The following is a 16,150-nucleotide window of genomic DNA, read 5'->3' on the forward strand; positions in this document are numbered from 1 at the left end:
CAGATGGCCTCACGCAAACCCCTCTACCGTGTGAGGCGTGAGCAGCAGCGGCCTCATCTACGCAGTCATTGTCGGGGCCTGGGCCGCCTACTTGGTGCCGATGTGGCTCCGTAGGCAGGACGAGCTGAACGAGTCTCGTCCGACGGAACGCTTCAGCACCGCCATCCGGCTGCTGTCCGGACGGGCGGGCATGGAGCGTCGGTACGCCAAGGGCCTGCGGACGCGCTCCGCCGAGGAGGGGGAGCCCAGTGGTCACCCGGACGGCGCCACCGGCTCGGTGGACGTCCGGGCCTTCGCCATGCCGCCGAACGGACGGCAGGAGCGGGTGCGCGTGGAGCCGGAGGACCCGGCCCCGCGGGAACCGGCGGCCCAGGAGGCGGCCAGGTCCGGCGCGCACCCCCAGACCGGCCCCGGACCGGAGCCGGCCCGGACGGGCAAGGACGTGCCTCGGGCCCGGAAGGCGCCTTCGGCGGAGGCCAGGGCACGCGCCCGGCGCTCGAAGGTGCTCGCACGGCGCAGGCGCACCACCGTCATGCTCTTCCTCGCGTTCACGCTCGGTGCGATCGTCGCCGCGGTCGGGGGGCTGGCCTTCCTGTGGGTGCCCGGCGTGCCCGCCGTGCTGCTGAGTGCGTACATCGCCTATCTGCGGTCGCAGGAGCGCAAGCGGTTCATCTACACGATGGACCGGCGCCAGGCCGAGGTGGCGGCACAGCGGCTGAGGGAGCGGCAGCCCCGGCGGCGGCCTCCGGCCGCCTCCGAGGCGGACGAGCAGCAGCCGGAGGACGGACCCGAACCCGCGACCGACCCCGGACTGTCCGCGCTCGCGGCCGACCGTCGGGCCCTGGTCGAGCAGACCGACCACGCCGAGTGGGTGGACCAGCAGCGTGAGCGCCGGCGCAGGCCCGGGCACGGGGACAGCTGGGATCCCGTACCGGTGCCGCTGCCGACGTATGTGACCGCGCCGGTCGCGCCGCGGGCGACGCCGAGCGTGGACCTCGGCGCCTCGGACGCCTGGAGCTCCGCCCGGTCGAGCGCGGCGGAGGCGGCGGCGCCCGTGCCCGGGGCCTCCGCGGCCGACCGCGGTGAGCCGGACCTGGAGGAGGAACCCGGCGCCGGGGCCCAGGAGCCGTCCGAAGCCGACGACGACGGCCGGAGCGACGCCCGCAGGGCGGCCTCGGCGCGACGGTCCCGGGAGCGGGGGCGCACCCCGCTGTTCGACCAGTACGAGGACGGGGAACGTCCGCGGGCCGCCAACGAGTAGATGCCGCGGCGGCCTGGTCGGAGCTCGCCGGTTGACCTGGGCGGAACGGATTTCCAGACCGGCCGATGGGGATGCTAGAGTTTCACTCGTTGCAAGGGCCTGTGGCGCAGTCCGGTAGCGCACCTCGTTCGCATCGAGGGGGCCAGGGGTTCAAATCCCCTCAGGTCCACCGCAACAACTCCCTGAAGCTCAGGGAAGTTGAGAAAATCCCGTCCGATCGGAAGATCGGGCGGGATTTTTGTTGTGGTGACATGTTCCCGAGTTCGCTCCGGCACCCCCGAACGCGGTCGGCGTGCCGCGGAGTTCGGGCGCCGGAGCGCTACGTGAGGGAGCCCACAGATGAGGGCCCCACGCAGGCGAAGGCCCGCAGAAGGGCCGCGGGCGCGGGCCCCGCGGCACCAGGGCGGACGGGCCCCCAGGGCCCTACAGCGGCTTCGCGAAGCAGAGGCTGAGCTCGTGGTGGCGGTAGTAGCCGAACTTGGCGCACGGCTCGTAGCCGCTGGAAGCGTAGAGGGCCACGGCCTCCGGCTGCTTGCTGCCGGTCTCCAGGACCATGCGGGTGCGGCCGGCCGAGCGGGCGTCCTCCTCCAGCGCGGCCAGAATGCGGCGGGCCAGACCGCGGCCCCGCATCTCCGCTATGACGAACATCCTCTTGAGCTCGGCGTCCCCGTCGAGATACCCCTCGTCGTTCTTCTCCTGGCCGCGCCAGCCGCCCGTGGCGACGGGGCGCTCGTGCTCGTCGTAGGCGACCAGATACAGACCGGAGGGCGGTACGAACATCGCCGGGTCCAGATGGGTGGCGTCGCCGCCGTCGCCGTAGCGCAGGTGGTACTCCGCCTGGACCTCATCGCTGAGCTCGACGGCGTCGGGGTGGTCGAAGGACACGCGGCGAATATTCATGCTACCAATCGTACAACTATGCATAATCGTGAACGGGATCCTGTCCAGTGTGCCGGTAGGGTTCCGGGGTGCTGACTGTGACCACCGTGAACGTGAACGGGATCCGGGCCGCCGCGAAGAAGGGTTTCGTGGAGTGGCTGGCCGGAACCTCCGCCGATGTGCTCTGTCTGCAGGAGGTGCGGGCCGAACCCGGGCAGATTCCCGTGGACGTGCGGACGCCCGACGGATGGCATGTCGTGCACGCGCCCGCCGCCGCGAAGGGCCGTGCCGGGGTGTCGCTCTACACCCGCCGCGAGCCCGACCGGGTGCGCGTCGGGTTCGGGTCGGCCGAGTTCGACGGCAGCGGGCGGTACGTGGAGGTGGACCTGCCCGGTGTCACCGTCGCCAGTCTCTATCTGCCCTCCGGCGAGGTCGGTACCGAGCGGCAGGACGAGAAGGTCCGGTTCATGGCGGAGTTCCTCGGACATCTGAAGGAGCTGCGGGAGCGGGCGGCCGCCGACGGACGCGAGGTCCTCGTGTGCGGCGACTGGAACATCGCCCACCGCGAGGCCGACCTCAAGAACTGGCGCGGCAACCAGAAGAACTCCGGCTTCCTGCCCGAGGAACGGGAGTGGCTGGGCCGGGTCCTCGACCCCGAGGACGGCGGGTATGTCGACGTGATGCGGGCGCTGCACCCGGAGGTCGAGGGGCCCTACACCTGGTGGTCCTACCGGGGCCGCGCCTTCGACAACGACTCGGGATGGCGGATCGACCTGGCCATGGCGACCCCCGGGCTCGCGGGCCGGGCCGTCAAGGCCGTGGTGGAGCGGGCGGCCAGCCACGGTGAGCGCTGGTCCGACCACGCTCCCGTGACGGTGGTCTTCGAGTGATCTGAGTCCCGCACGGGACCTACGGCTCGCGCAGACGGCGGTCCAGGACCAGGGAGAGTTCCGCCTGCACCACGCTCTGGGCCAGCGGGCGCAGCCGCCGGACGTCCTCGGGGGAGCGGTGGTGGGCGGACATCAGATCCGTGAAGACGTCCGCCAGGGCCTCCGCGTGGTCGCGGACACGGCGGGCGGCGGCCAGGACGTCCGCGAGCGGGATGCCCTCGCGCACCAGGGCCGCCGAGACGTCGAGAAGCCGGCGGCTGATGTGGACGATCTCGCCGCCGTCGGTGCCGAGATAGCCGAGATCGAGGGCCGCGGCGAGGTTGTCCGGGGTCGCCTCGGCGCCGAACTCGTCGGCCAGGTCCTCCGGGGTGAGGCGGACCGGAGTCTCCTCGGTGGGGCCGCCGAGCCCCAGCAGCTCGCCGACGTCGCGACCGTGGTCGAACGCCTCGGCCAGTTCCGCGATGCCGCTGAGGGTGTGACCGCGTTCCAGGAGCGCCGAGATCGTGCGCAGCCGGGCCAGATGGGTGTCGTCGTACCAGGCGATCCGGCCCTCGCGGCGCGGTGGCTGGATCAGCTTGCGCTCGCGGTAGAAGCGCAGGGTGCGCACCGTGATGCCGGCCGCCTCGGCCAGCTCCTCCATGCGGTACTCGCGCCGCTCCCCGTCCTCTGCCACGCCCGAACCCTACGTCGTACCACCGGTAACTTTCCTTGTGCCGACCTCTACCCATCGGTACGCCGCTGCCCTACCCTCCCCATTACGCCAGTGTTCACTGGCAGAGTCTCACCGGCTCCTCTGACCAGATGTCAGCCGAGCCGGCCGCAAGGACCGGGAGGCTTCGGGATGGCCGGGAACGAGCATGTGCCTCATGTACGGGTGGCGGTGATCGGGTCCGGGTTCGGCGGGCTCGGGGCCGCCGTGCGGCTGCGCCGGGAGGGCGTCACCGATTTCGTCGTGCTGGAACGGGCGAGCGGCGTCGGCGGCACCTGGCGCGACAACAGCTACCCCGGCTGTGCCTGTGACGTTCCGTCGCACCTGTACTCGTTCTCGTTCGCGCCCAACCCCGAGTGGCCGCGCACCTTCTCCGGCCAGGAGCACATCCGCGCCTATCTGGAGCATGTGGCGGACCTCTTCGGGCTGCGGCCCCACCTCCGCTTCGACTCCGAGGTGAAGGTGATGACCTGGGACCCCGGGAAGCTGCACTGGGCGATCGAGACCAGCAGCGGGCCGCTCACCGCCGATGTCGTCGTCTCCGCCACCGGGCCGCTGTCCGACCCGAAGATCCCGGACGTTCCGGGCCTCGACGGCTTCCCCGGCAAGATCTTCCACTCCGCCCGCTGGGACCACGACTACGATCTGCGCGGCAAGCGCGTCGCCATGATCGGCACGGGCGCCTCCGCGATCCAGATCGTTCCCGAGATCCAGCCGGTCGTCGGGGGACTCACCCTCTTCCAGCGCACCCCGCCCTGGGTGATGCCCCGGGTCGACCGGGAGATCAGCTCCCTGGAACGCCGGCTGCACCGCGCGCTGCCGTTCACCACGCAGCTGCGCCGCGGATTCCTGTGGGGCATCCGGGAGCTGCAGGTCCAGGCGTTCACCAAGCACCCCGACGAGCTGGGCCTGGTCGAGCGAATGGCCCGGCGCAACATGGCGCGGGCGGTCAAGGACCCGGCGCTGCGGGCCAAGCTGACCCCGGACTACCGCATCGGCTGCAAGCGAATCCTGCTCTCCAACACGTACTACCCGGCGCTCACCCGCCCCAATGTGGAGGTCGTCGCCTCCGGTCTGACCGAGATCCGCGGCTCGACCCTGGTCGCGGCGGACGGCACCGAGGCCGAGGCCGACGCGATCGTCTTCGGCACCGGCTTCCACGTCACGGACATGCCGATCGCCGACCGGGTGGTCGGCTCCGAGGGGCAGACACTCGCCCGGGCCTGGAGCGGCGGCATGAAGGCGCTGCGCGGCGCGACCGCCGCCGGATTCCCCAACTGGATGTCGATCATCGGGCCCAACACCGGTCTCGGGAACTCCTCGATGATCCTCATGATCGAGTCTCAGCTGAACTACATGGCCGACTATCTAAGGCAGTTGGAGGTGCTCGGCGGCCGGGTCGCGCTCGACGCCCGGCCGGGTGCCGTCGACGCCTGGAACGGCAAGGTGCAGGAGCGCATGAAGCGCACCGTGTGGAACACCGGCGGCTGCACCAGCTGGTACCTCGACGCGAGCGGCCGCAACACCACCATCTGGCCGGGTACGACGACGGAGTTCCGCAACGCGACCCGACGGGTCGACCTGGCGGAGTACGAGGTGGTCCGCGCCCCCGGGACGACGGCGGGACCCGGCGAGAGCACCAGCGGGACGCGGACGGAGGCACGCGCATGAGCCGGCCGGCGTATGTCACCAGCGGGCCGTACGCGCCGCCCGCCCCTGCCCGGGAGCTGACCGTCCGCTCCGCCGACGGCGCCCGGTTGCATGTCGAGATCCACGGACCCGAGGACGCGCCCGTCGTGGTCCTCGCCCATGGCTGGACCTGTTCGACCGCCTTCTGGGCGGCACAGATCCGGGACCTGTCCGCCGACCATCGGGTGATCGCCTACGACCAGCGGGGGCACGGGCGCAGTCCCGCGAGCCCGGCGTGCACCACCGAGGCACTCGCCGACGACCTGGAGGCGGTGCTCTCCGCCGCCCTCGCGCCGGGCGAGAAGGCCGTGGTCGTGGGGCACTCCATGGGCGGGATGACGGTGCTGGCCGCGGCAGCGCGCCCCCGCTTCCGGGCGCACACGGCGGCCGTGCTGTTGTGCAGCACCGGGAGTGCGCGCCTGGTCGCCGAGGCTCGGGTGCTTCCGATGCGCGCCGGGCGCGTGCGCACCTGGCTCACGGGGCGCGTCCTGGGCTCCCGCGCCCCGCTCGGACCGGTCACGCCGGTGTCCCTGCGCATCCTCAAGTACGCCACCATGGGCGCCGGTTCGACGCCCGCCATGGTGGAGGCGTGCGCGCGGGTGGTGCACGGCTGCCCCAGCGCGGCGCGCCACGCCTGGTCGCGCGTGCTGGCGGCGCTGGACCTGGAGGGCGGCGCAGGGGAGTTGACGGTCCCGACGGAGGTGCTGGTCGGCACCGCCGACCGGCTCACCCCGCCGGTGCACACGCGGGCCCTGGTCGCCGCCCTGCCCCACTGCGTGGGCAGCACCGAACTGCCGGGGCTCGGCCATATGACTCCGGTGGAGGCACCGGAGCTGGTGACCGGGAAGATCCGAGCCCTCGTCACGACGTACACGGGGAACGCACAGGTCAAGGAGGGTGCATGAGCAGGGTGAGCCTGGAGGGCCGGGTGGCCGTCGTCACCGGCGCCGCGCGGGGCGTCGGCGAACTGCTGGCCCGGAAGCTGTCGGTCCGCGGGGTGCGGGTCGCGCTCGTCGGTCTTGAGGCGGACGCGCTCAAGCAGGTCTCGGAGCGGCTGTACGGGGACAGCGGTCACTGGCACGCCGATGTCACCGACCATGAGGCGATGACACGGGTCGCGGGGGAGGTGAAGGAGCGGTTCGGGAAGATCGACATCGTGGTCGCCAATGCCGGTGTGGCGAACGGCGGGCCGTTCGCCGCCTCCGATCCCGAGGCCTGGCGGCGCGTGATCGAGGTCAATCTCATCGGCTCGGCGGTGACGGCCCGCGCGTTTCTGCCGGCGCTGATCGAGAGCCGTGGCTATCTGCTCCAGATCGCCTCGCTCGCGGCGATCACGCCTGCGCCGATGATGACGGCCTACTGCGCGTCCAAGTCGGGTGTGGAGGCGTACGCACACAGTCTGCGCGCCGAGGTCGCGCACCATGGTGTGGGGATCGGGGTCGGGTATCTGTCCTGGACCGACACGGACATGGTCCGGGGCGCCGACCGGGACGACGTGATGCGGGAGTTGCGGCAGCGGCTTCCGTGGCCGGCCGGCAAGACCTATCCGCTCGGCCCGGCGGTGGAACGGATCGTGGCCGGGATCGAACGGCGCTCCAGCCATGTCTACGGGCAGGCGTGGCTGCGCGGGATGCAGGCGGTGCGCGGGTATCTGCCCGGGCTCGTCGCCACGGTGGGACAGCGGGAGATGCGGCGGTTCGAGCCCCGGCTCAAGGCGGTGCGCACGGGGCTGGTGGGGGCCGGCGGGGAGGCCGATGAGCAGCAGCGCCATACGCTGCGTAACTGATCGAAATGCGTGCTTTGTCGGTGCGTGTCAGTCTGGTCGAGCCCGATCCCCTCACCCACTACGGGAGTGAACCCTCATGGGCATGAAGGACCAGTTCCAGGACAAGGCCGAGCAGATGAAGCAGCAGGCCAAGCAGAAGGCGCAGCAGACCAAGCAGCAGGCGCAGCAGCGGGGCGAGCAGGCGCAGCAGCGTGGGCAGCAGGCGCAGCAGCGCGGCCAGCAGGCCCAGGAGCGCGGCCGGCAGGCCCAGGAGCGCGGCCGGCAGCGCGAAGAGGACACGCGACGGCTCCAGGACGAGGCGGAGGACCGCCTCAACCAGGACTACGACATGTAGTTCGCCGCCCGGCCTTGACCCCGCGTGGGGCGTCCCCTCTGGAGGGCGCCCCACGCCGGTGCGCGGCTAACCCTCTGTCCGTGGCGGCAGTTTCGGGCGGGTCCGGTCCGGGACGTCGCTGTAGTCCGGCGGTTCGGCCGCCGGTTGCGTGCGCAGCAGTTCCAGGGCCAGTTCCACCGCGTCGCTCAGCTGCTTGTGCCGGCCCTCCGCCCAGTCCAGCGGGGTGCGCGGGATCTCCAGGTCGGGGGCGACACCGTGGTTCTCGACCGACCAGCCGTACGCGTTGAACCAGGCCGCGTTCATCGGGACCGTGATCACCGTGCCGTCGCCCAGACGGTGCCGGCCCGTCATGCCCACCACACCGCCCCAAGTGCGCTGGCCCACCACCGGGCCGAGCTTCAACTGCTTGATCGCAGCTGTGATCATGTCGCCGTCGGAAGCCGTGGCCTCGTCGGCCAGCGCCACGATCGGCCCGCGCGGCGCGTTCGAGGTGTACGACACCGGCTGGGCGTTGCGGGTCAGGTCCCAGCCCAGGATCTTGCGCGTCAGCTTCTCGATGACCAGTTCGCTGATGTGGCCGCCCGCGTTGCCCCGTACGTCCACGATCAGCGCCGGCAGCGAGACCTCCATCCGCAGATCCCGGTTGAACTGCGCCCAGCCCGATCCCCCCATGTCGGGGATGTGCAGATAGCCGCAGCGACCGCCGCTCAACTCGCGTACGACCGACCGGCGTTTGGCCACCCAGTCCTGATAGCGCAACGGCCGTTCGTCGACCAGCGCGATCACGGCGACCCTGCGCGGCCGTCCCCCGCCCTCGGTCGGCCGGAACGTCAGCTCTACCGTCGTGCCGCCCGCGCCCGCCAGCAGCGGATACGGTCCCGTCAGCGGATCCACCGGCCGCCCGTCCACATGGGTCAGGACGGCCCCCTCCCGGATCCCCATGCCCGCCAGCGGCGAGCGCGCCTTGGAGTCCGAGGACTCGCCCGGCAGGATCCTCTTCACCACCCAATGGTCCTCGCGCCGTACGAAGTTGGCGCCGAGCAGCCCCTGGTAGCGCTGGTAGTGCGCCGGACCCTCGTTGCGGCGGGCCGGTGACACATAGGCGTGGGACGTGCCCAGCTCGCCCAGCACCTCGCGCAGCAGATCCGCGAAGTCGTCCGGGGAGGCGACCCGTTCGACCAGCGGACGGTACTGCTCCAGGATCGCGTCCCAGTCGATCCCGCACATGTCCGGTTCCCAGAAGTACGCCCGGATGATCCGGCCCGCCTCCGCGTACGCCTGCCGCCACTCCGCCCCGGGGTCCACCTCGTGCATGATCCGGCGCGCGTCGATCCAGACCGTCGTGTCGCTGTCACCGGGCTCGGTCGAGGGGACCGCACGCAGCTCGCCCTCGTCGACGATCACCAGCCGCGTCCCGTCCCCGCTCACCGCGTACCAGTCCAGATGGCCGACCAGTTCGGACTTCTTCGCCTTGCTGATGGTGAAGTGCTCCAGGGTGGGCCGGCCGGAGACGTCGTCCGGGTTCAGGAAGGTCTCGCCGAGCGCGCCCGAGATCGGCCAGCGCAGCCAGACCAGGCCCCCGCCCGCGACCGGGTACAGCGAGGAGTACTTGGACGCCGGGACCGGGAACGGGGTCACCCGGCTCGCCAGGCCCTCGACCTCGACGGTCACCACCCCGTCGCCCTCCTCTTCCTCCAGCGGGTCGAGGCCGCCGGCCGCGGGACGTCCCTCCGGGTTCAGCGCGAAGGGGGAGGGGATCGCCGAGGACAGCGGAACCAGATACGGGCGGCAGCCGAGCGGGAAGGACAGGTCGCCGGTGTGCACGTCGTACACCGGGTCGAAGCCGCGCCAGGACAGGAACGCCAGATAGCGGCCGTCGCGGGTGAAGACCGGGTTCTCGTCCTCGAAGCGGCCGTTGGTGACGTCGACGACGAGCCGGTCCTGGATCCGCGCCATCTTGATCTGCCTCAGCGACCGGCCGATCCACGGGTGCGACCACGTCAGCCAGGCCCCGTCCGGGGAGAACGCCAGGTCCCGGACCGGGCCGTTGACCGACCGGATCAGCTCGGTGACCGTGCCGCCCGTCGCCGCCGCGGTCTCTTGCGGCGCGGCGTCCTCGGCTGCTTGCTGTGCTTCTTCGGCTTTCTGGGCCGCAGCTGCTTCCTGGGGCTGGTCGGCGTCCTGGTCCTCAGTTGCCTTCTGGGGCTGGTCGGCTTTCTGGGCCTCAGCTGCTTTCCGGGCCTCGTCGGCACCCTGGGCCTCAGCTGCTTTCCGGGCCTCGTCGGCACCCTGGTCCTCAGCTGCTCCCTCGGCCTCGTCGGCACCCTGGTCCTCAGCTGCTCCCTCGGCCTCTTCGGCCCTTGAGGCTTCCGTCGTCCCGACGGCCTCCTCCTCCGGTTCCGCCGTGTCGACGAGCAGGAGTCGTCCGTCGTTGGAGGCGATCGCGAGCCGCTCGCCCTGCGGGTCGGCCACCATCTCCTGGACCCGGCCCAGTTGTCCGCAGGCCAGCCGACGCGGTGCGCGGTCGCCAGAGGCCCGCGGCAGATACACGATCTCGATCGCGTCCTCGCCCTCCGCGTCGGTGACGTAGGCGACCTGCCCGGCGTCGCCCAGCATCTCCGGCAGCCGTACCCGGACGCCGGGGATGTCCGTGATCGTACGGGCCGGGCCGTCGCGGTGGGTGAGCCAGTACAGACTGCCGCGGACGACGACCGCGCTGGCCCGCCCGGTCTCGTCCACCGCGATGCCGTCCACGTGCTGGGTGGCCGGCACCTGGTACGTGCGGCGCCCCGCGCGCGGTCCGCCCAGGCGTATCTCCAGGCGGTGGGGGACCGAGTCGGGGGACAGGTCGTCGACGATCCACAGGTCGCCCGCGCACTGGTACACCACCCGTGTACCGTCGCTGGACGCGTGCCGGGCGTAGAAGGCGTCGTGGTCGGTGTGGCGTCGCAGGTCGGAGCCGTCGTAGGCGCACGAGTACAGGTTTCCGATGCCCTCGTGGTCGGAGAGGAACGCGATCCGTCCGCCCACGAACATCGGGGAGTCGAGATGGCCGTCGAGGTCGGCGAGCAGCCGCTGCCCGTGCAGCCAGAGCCGGCCCGTCGCGCCGCCCCGGTAGCGCTTCCAGGACACCGGTTCGTGGGGCGCGGCGCCGGTGAGCAGCAGGGTCATGTGTTCGCCCGCCACGTTGGCGACGGCGATGTCGGAGACCGGGCCCCAGGGGAGCTTGCCGCCCGGGTCACCGTCGGTGGGGACCTTGTAGGCCCAGGTGAAATGAGTGAAGGGCTCGCCGTGCGAGGCGACGGCGAGGATGTCGGAGTGGCCGTCCGGTTCGGGGGGTGTCCAGCCGCAGACCCGGGTGTCGGAGTTGCCCCAGTAGGTGAGCCGGCGGCTGGGACCGCCGTCCACCGGGGTCAGATGGATCTCCGGGACCAGACTGCGCCAGCTCGTGTACGCGATGCGGTGGCCGTCGGGTGAGAAGCGGGGATGGCCGATCTTCGTGCGGTCGACGGTCAGCCGCCAGGCCCGGCCGGACCCCTCCAGCGGGGCCACCCACAGGTCGTCCTCGGCGACGAAGCAGAGCCGGTCGCCGTGCAGGTGCGGGAAGCGCAGGTAGCCGGGGGTGTTCTCGTGCACGTCGCTCGTGTCGGTCACCTACTCATGCTTTTCCTGCCGACGGGCTGCGGCAACTTGTAGGCCGTTCAGGTGGTCGCGGCGCGCGCCGTGCCGATGCCCGGGCGTGCGCCCTTGCGCGTATCCACGGCCCTTTGCGCGCCGTGGGCGCCCCTGCCGGCGCGTCCTGCCCGCGCACCGGTTGAGCGCCCGGCCCGTGATTCAGGACACGTACGAAACGGTTTCGTTTCGTTGGTGGCACGGGGTATCTTCGTAGTGGTACGAAACCGTGTCGTTCGAAGCGTTGTCGCTTCGGACGCGGAGCAGGAAGGTGAGCCGTATGACTGAGATCGCGACGGCGCGGCGCAGTCGGATCACCCCCGAGCGCGAGGCCGAGTTGTACGAGGCCGTGCTCGAACTGCTCCGGGAAGTCGGCTACGACGCCCTGACCATGGACGCCGTGGCCGCCCGTACCCGGTCCAGCAAGGCCACCCTCTACCGCCAGTGGGGCGGCAAGGCCGAACTGGTCGTCAAGGCCCTCCGGCACGGCAAGCCCAGCCGTATCGGTGAGATCGACACCGGTTCGCTCCGGGGTGACCTGCACGCCCTGGTGACGCACGAGGACGACTGCACGATGGAGCAGAACTCGGCCCTGATGCGGGGCGTCGCCATGGCCATGCACCACAACGACGATCTGCGCCAGGCGTTCCGGGAGCAGCTGATCGAACCCGAGATGACGACGTTCCAGCAGGTGCTGCAACGCGCCGTCGACCGGGGTGAGATCCGTCCGGACTGTCCCGCACTGGACTTTCTGGTGCACATGCTGGTCGGCGGCTTCGCCACCCGCGCGCTGATCGAGAATCAGCCGCCGACCCGGGCCTTCCTCACGTCGTATCTCGACGCCGTGGTCCTCCCCGCCCTCGGCGTGCCCACCACCTGACCAGACCTCACCAGTCCCCCCAGTAAGCCCCTACCTGACGTCACCGCTCACGTCGTCGGGCTGATCACCCCTGCCCTGAACACCCCACGACCTGACCGGGAGTACCTCCTCGTGGCCACGTTTCTCTATCGACTAGGCCGACTGGCCTTCCGGCGACGGCATTTCGTCGCCCTGATCTGGGTGGCGCTGCTGACGCTGGCGGGTGTCGGCGCCGCCAGCGCCCCCGTAGCGGGCTCCTCCTCCTTCTCCATCCCCGGCACCGAGGCCCAGAAGGCCTTCGACCTGCTGGAGCAGCGCTTCCCCGGGATGAGCGCCGACGGGGCGACCGCACGGGTCGTCTTCAAGGCGCCGGGCGGCGAGAAGGTGACGGCGAAGGACAACAAGGCGGTCGTCGAGAAGACCGTCAGGGAACTGCGCGACGGTTCCGAGGTCGTCTCCGTCGCCGACCCGTTCGTCGCACACGCCGTCAGCAAGGACGGCACCATCGCCTATGCCCAGGTGAAGTACAAGGTCTCCGGCATGGAGCTGAAGGACGCCTCCAAGGACGCCCTGAAGCAGGCCGCGCAGGGCGCGCGGCAGGGCGGGCTGACCGTCGAGGTCGGCGGTGACGCGCTGCAGGCCGTACCGGAGACCGGAGCGACCGAGGTCATCGGCATAGCGATCGCGGCGGTCGTCCTCGTCATCACCTTCGGCTCGCTGGTGGCGGCCGGACTGCCCTTGCTGACCGCCCTGGTCGGCGTCGGCATCGGCGTCTCCACGATCACCGCCCTGGCGAGCGCCCTGGACCTGGGCTCGACGACCTCCACCCTGGCGATGATGATCGGCCTCGCGGTCGGCATCGACTACGCGCTGTTCATCGTCTCCCGCTACCGCGCGGAGCTGGCCGAGGGCCGCGAGCGCGAGGAGGCGGCGGGCCGCGCGGTCGGCACGGCGGGCTCGGCGGTGGTCTTCGCGGGTCTGACGGTCGTGATCGCGCTGGTGGGTCTGGCGGTCGTCAACATCCCGATGCTGACGAAGATGGGCGTCGCCGCGGCGGGCACGGTCGCCATCGCGGTCCTGATCGCGCTGACGATGATCCCGGCGCTGCTGGGCTACGCGGGCCGCAAGGTCAAGCCGACGGGCGAGAAGAGCAGGCTGCTGGGCGGGGGCCGGGCCGCCGCCCGCCAGGACCGCCCGAACATGGGCACGCGCTGGGCGAGCCTCGTCGTGCGCCGTCCGCTGCCGGTCCTGCTGCTGGGTGTCGTGGCGCTCGGTGCCGCGGCCGTGCCCGCGTCCAAGCTGCAACTGGGGCTGCCGGACGACGGTTCGCAGCCGACGTCCACGACCCAGCGCCGGGCGTACGACCTGCTCTCCGAGGGCTTCGGCCCCGGCTTCAACGGGCCGCTGATGGTCGTGGTCGACGCGAAGGCGAGCGACCACCCGAAGTCGGCCGTCACCCAGGTGACCGACGACATCAAGGGCATGAAGGACGTCGTCACGGTGACGCCGGCGACGTACAACAAGTCCGGTGACACCGCGATGATCACCGTGATCCCCGGCTCGAAGCCGTCCTCCACCACCACGGAGGACCTGGTGCACGGCATCCGGGACGCGGGCGCGGGCATCAAGGCGGACACCGACGCGAAGCTGCTGGTCACGGGCTCGACGGCGATGAACATCGACGTCTCGCAGAAGCTGAACGACGCACTGCTGCCGTATCTGGCGCTGGTGGTGGGGCTCGCCTTCCTCCTCCTGATCGTGGTCTTCCGCTCGATCCTGGTCCCACTGAAGGCGGCGCTCGGCTTCCTGCTCTCGGTGACGGCGGCGCTCGGCGCGGTGGTCGCGGTCTTCCAGTGGGGCTGGCTGTCCGGCCTGATGGGCGTCGAGGAGACCGGCCCGATCATGTCGATGATGCCGATCTTCATGGTGGGCGTGGTCTTCGGTCTGGCGATGGACTACGAGGTCTTCCTGGTGACCCGGATGCGGGAGGCCTACGTCCACGGGGAGACTCCCGGGCAGGCGATCGTGACCGGCTTCAAGCACGGTGCCCGGGTCGTCACCGCGGCCGCGGTGATCATGATCGCCGTCTTCTCCGGCTTCATCGGCTCCAGCGAGTCGATGATCAAGATGATCGGCTTCGGCCTCGCGATCGCGGTCTTCTTCGACGCGTTCGTGGTCCGTATGGCGCTCGTCCCGGCGGTTCTGGCGCTCCTCGGCCGCAGGGCCTGGTGGCTGCCGAAGTGGCTGGACCGTGTCCTGCCCGACGTGGACGTCGAGGGCGAGGGACTGCGCACCCGGGCCGACGCCGGCCGCCGGGACCCGGACTCGGACCAGGACCGCGAGCTGGTGCGGGTCTGATCACCGGTCCCTGAAGGGGATCAGCCGGCCTCCGGACACCAACAGGGCGCCCCATCACCGGGTGGGGCGCCCTGCCGCGCACACCGGGCGGCGATCGGCGCCGGTCCTTTCGGCCCTGCCGGTGACGGGCCTGTTCGGGCGGGTCTGTTCAGTGGACCGAGGTGGTGCCCGCCAGATAGGTCCGTTGCAGGAAGTGCACCAGTTCCTTGGACTCGAACTGGACCACCTCGACCCCTCGGGCCGAGTGCAGTTCCATCACCGCCTGGACCCGGCCGCACGGCCAGATGCGGACGTCGCCGCGGCCCGCCGGGGCGCGCAGCCCCTTCTCCAGGAGGTCCCGGGAGAAGGCCCACTCATGGGGGCCGGGGAGGCCGACATGGACGGAGGGGTCATGGTCCGGGTCGTAGCGCAGGATCACGGGGACCGCGTCCGGCGCTTCCGGGGAGTCGGTGACGACATGGGCTCGTGCGTACTGTTCCACGACGGACATCGGACCGCTCCTCACGCTGAGTCACCTGAGCACAATCTGCGCATCCGCTTCCTCTCCAATGTTGCATAACGGGACAAAAGAGGCATTTGTCGTCTGTGCATGACTTCAGCCTGCCCCAAGTTCTTGCAATGCATTCGCAATAAGCGGGTATTCGCCGAGCGTGCATGTGCCCGACGGATTCATCAGCGCGCCCACTTCCGCCGCGACCGGCGTCCTCGCCGCAGGTGCCCTGGCGGTCAGCCTCAGGGGCGCCCGGCGCGAACTCGACGAACGGACCGCCCCCCTGGCCGGCCTGGTGGCCGCCTTCATCTTCGCCGTGCAGATGCTGAACTTCCCGGTCGCCGCGGGCACCAGCGGTCATCTGCTGGGCGGGGCGCTCGCCGCCATCCTGGTGGGGCCGTTCACCGGCATCCTGTGTGTCTCCGTCGTCCTGCTCATGCAGGGCGTCCTCTTCGCCGACGGCGGGCTCACCGCCCTGGGCGTCAACATCACCGACATGGCCCTCGTGACGACGGTCGTGGCCTACGCCGTCTTCCGCGGGCTGGTCAGGATCCTGCCCGCCACCCGTCGCTCGGTCACCGTCGCCTCCTTCCTCGCGGCCCTCGTCTCCGTCCCGGCCGCCTCTGTCGCGTTCACGCTGATCTACGCGGTCGGCGGCACCACCGATGTCTCGATCGGCAAGGTCGCCACCGCGATGATCGGGGTCCACGTCCTCATCGGCATCGGTGAGGCCGCCATCACCGCCCTCACGGTCGGGGCGGTCATCGCCGTACGGCCCGACCTCGTGTACGGGCCCGGGGTCTGGGGCGGCGCCTCAAGCTGCGGGTCGGCGGCGAACTGGTCGACGCGCCCGCCCCCGTCGCCGCCCATCCCCAGGCTCTCGGCTCCGCGCGAGCAGGGAGCCACCCCCGCCACCGCAAACCGTGGATCTCCGGTCTGGTCGCCTCCCTCGTCCTCGCCGGCTTCGTCAGCTTCTACGCCTCCGCCAGCCCCGACGGCCTGGAGAAGGCCGCCGCCGACCACGGCATCGACAAGAAGGCCGAGCGGCACGCGAGCGCCGACTCCCCGCTCGCCGACTACTCCGTCAAGGACGTCGGCGACGCCCGCCTCTCCGGCGGCCTCGCGGGCGTGATCGGTGTCGGGGTCACCGTGCTCGCCGGCAGCGCGGTCTTCTGGGCGGTCCGCAGGCGCCGGGACGGCGAACCCGCCGAGGCCCGCTGACC

At 71.2% G+C, this 16,150-nt stretch carries 12 protein-coding genes, 1 tRNA gene and 1 pseudogene; 10 read left to right on the forward strand and 4 right to left on the reverse strand.

Going from position 1 to position 16,150, the window contains the following annotated elements; genetic code table 11:
* The first annotated feature begins 37 nt into the window (after nt 1-37).
* Nucleotides 38-1,261, forward strand: coding sequence for a gephyrin-like molybdotransferase receptor GlpR (glpR, locus tag AB0L95_RS05465; RefSeq protein ID WP_365157291.1), 1,224 nt, complete (start codon nt 38-40; stop codon nt 1,259-1,261).
* 95 nt (nt 1,262-1,356) lie between these two features.
* Nucleotides 1,357-1,430: transfer RNA gene (locus AB0L95_RS05470), tRNA-Ala, on the forward strand.
* A gap of 254 nt (nt 1,431-1,684) precedes the next feature.
* Here AB0L95_RS05470 and AB0L95_RS05475 read toward each other — a convergent pair.
* The gene (locus AB0L95_RS05475; protein ID WP_365157294.1) at nt 1,685-2,161 is read right to left on the reverse strand and encodes a GNAT family N-acetyltransferase; all 477 of its coding nucleotides are present in this window, start codon (nt 2,159-2,161) and stop codon (nt 1,685-1,687) included.
* Between the two features lie 68 nt (nt 2,162-2,229).
* Between AB0L95_RS05475 and AB0L95_RS05480 the strand changes: the two genes are divergently transcribed.
* Nucleotides 2,230-3,030 (forward strand): exodeoxyribonuclease III, encoded by an 801-nt coding sequence (locus tag AB0L95_RS05480; RefSeq protein ID WP_365157297.1) that lies wholly within the window; start codon nt 2,230-2,232, stop codon nt 3,028-3,030.
* Nucleotides 3,031-3,049: 19 nt separating this feature from the next.
* Here AB0L95_RS05480 and AB0L95_RS05485 read toward each other — a convergent pair whose 3' ends face one another.
* Nucleotides 3,050-3,703, reverse strand: a complete 654-nt coding sequence (locus AB0L95_RS05485) for a MerR family transcriptional regulator (RefSeq protein ID WP_365157300.1) — start codon at nt 3,701-3,703, stop codon at nt 3,050-3,052.
* 168 nt (nt 3,704-3,871) lie between these two features.
* Here AB0L95_RS05485 and AB0L95_RS05490 point away from each other — a divergent pair, with 168 nt between their 5' ends.
* The 4 genes from AB0L95_RS05490 to AB0L95_RS05505 all read left to right on the forward strand — a co-directional run bounded on the left by AB0L95_RS05490 (nt 3,872) and on the right by AB0L95_RS05505 (nt 7,548).
* Complete coding sequence (locus AB0L95_RS05490; protein WP_365157303.1) at nt 3,872-5,410, forward strand: NAD(P)/FAD-dependent oxidoreductase; 1,539 nt, start codon at nt 3,872-3,874, stop codon at nt 5,408-5,410.
* Nucleotides 5,407-6,333, forward strand: coding sequence for an alpha/beta hydrolase (locus AB0L95_RS05495; RefSeq protein ID WP_365157306.1), 927 nt, complete (start codon nt 5,407-5,409; stop codon nt 6,331-6,333). Before AB0L95_RS05490 ends, AB0L95_RS05495 begins: the two co-directional genes overlap by 4 nt.
* Nucleotides 6,330-7,214 (forward strand): SDR family oxidoreductase, encoded by an 885-nt coding sequence (locus tag AB0L95_RS05500; RefSeq protein ID WP_365157309.1) that lies wholly within the window; start codon nt 6,330-6,332, stop codon nt 7,212-7,214. Before AB0L95_RS05495 ends, AB0L95_RS05500 begins: the two co-directional genes overlap by 4 nt.
* An 82-nt stretch (nt 7,215-7,296) precedes the next feature.
* Nucleotides 7,297-7,548, forward strand: a complete 252-nt coding sequence (locus AB0L95_RS05505) for a hypothetical protein (protein ID WP_365157312.1) — start codon at nt 7,297-7,299, stop codon at nt 7,546-7,548.
* Between the two features lie 66 nt (nt 7,549-7,614).
* Here the strand turns inward: AB0L95_RS05505 and AB0L95_RS05510 are convergent, their stop codons facing one another.
* Complete coding sequence (locus tag AB0L95_RS05510) at nt 7,615-11,202, reverse strand: S41 family peptidase (protein WP_365157315.1); 3,588 nt, start codon at nt 11,200-11,202, stop codon at nt 7,615-7,617.
* Nucleotides 11,203-11,500: 298 nt separating this feature from the next.
* On the opposite strand from AB0L95_RS05510, the gene AB0L95_RS05515 reads away from it, so the two are divergent.
* Both AB0L95_RS05515 and AB0L95_RS05520 read left to right on the forward strand, forming a co-directional pair.
* Nucleotides 11,501-12,100: a TetR/AcrR family transcriptional regulator gene (locus tag AB0L95_RS05515; protein ID WP_365157318.1), complete on the forward strand. Its 600-nt coding sequence runs from the start codon at nt 11,501-11,503 to the stop codon at nt 12,098-12,100.
* Between the two features lie 111 nt (nt 12,101-12,211).
* Nucleotides 12,212-14,437 carry an MMPL family transporter gene (locus AB0L95_RS05520; RefSeq protein WP_365157321.1) on the forward strand — a complete coding sequence of 742 codons (2,226 nt, stop codon included), beginning with the start codon at nt 12,212-12,214 and terminating at the stop codon, nt 14,435-14,437.
* A 148-nt stretch (nt 14,438-14,585) separates the two neighbouring features.
* Here the strand turns inward: AB0L95_RS05520 and AB0L95_RS05525 are convergent, their stop codons facing one another.
* The gene (locus tag AB0L95_RS05525) at nt 14,586-14,927 is read right to left on the reverse strand and encodes an SsgA family sporulation/cell division regulator (protein ID WP_365157324.1); all 342 of its coding nucleotides are present in this window, start codon (nt 14,925-14,927) and stop codon (nt 14,586-14,588) included.
* 160 nt (nt 14,928-15,087) lie between these two features.
* On the opposite strand from AB0L95_RS05525, the pseudogene AB0L95_RS05530 reads away from it, so the two are divergent.
* Nucleotides 15,088-16,148: pseudogene (locus AB0L95_RS05530) on the forward strand (energy-coupling factor ABC transporter permease).
* Nucleotides 16,149-16,150 lie beyond the last annotated feature (2 nt).

Origin of the sequence: Streptomyces sp. NPDC052036, from assembly GCF_040680495.1 — a bacterium.
GTDB lineage: Bacteria > Actinomycetota > Actinomycetes > Streptomycetales > Streptomycetaceae > Streptomyces.

Coding starts and splice junctions, on each gene's coding strand:
- AB0L95_RS05475 (WP_365157294.1), bottom strand. CDS start 2,161: ATGAATATTCGCCGCGTGTCCTTCGACCACCCCGACGCCGTCGAGCTC.
- AB0L95_RS05490 (WP_365157303.1), top strand. CDS start 3,872: ATGGCCGGGAACGAGCATGTGCCTCATGTACGGGTGGCGGTGATCGGG.
- AB0L95_RS05495 (WP_365157306.1), top strand. CDS start 5,407: ATGAGCCGGCCGGCGTATGTCACCAGCGGGCCGTACGCGCCGCCCGCC.
- AB0L95_RS05515 (WP_365157318.1), top strand. CDS start 11,501: ATGACTGAGATCGCGACGGCGCGGCGCAGTCGGATCACCCCCGAGCGC.
- AB0L95_RS05505 (WP_365157312.1), top strand. CDS start 7,297: ATGAAGGACCAGTTCCAGGACAAGGCCGAGCAGATGAAGCAGCAGGCC.
- AB0L95_RS05500 (WP_365157309.1), top strand. CDS start 6,330: ATGAGCAGGGTGAGCCTGGAGGGCCGGGTGGCCGTCGTCACCGGCGCC.
- AB0L95_RS05525 (WP_365157324.1), bottom strand. CDS start 14,927: ATGTCCGTCGTGGAACAGTACGCACGAGCCCATGTCGTCACCGACTCC.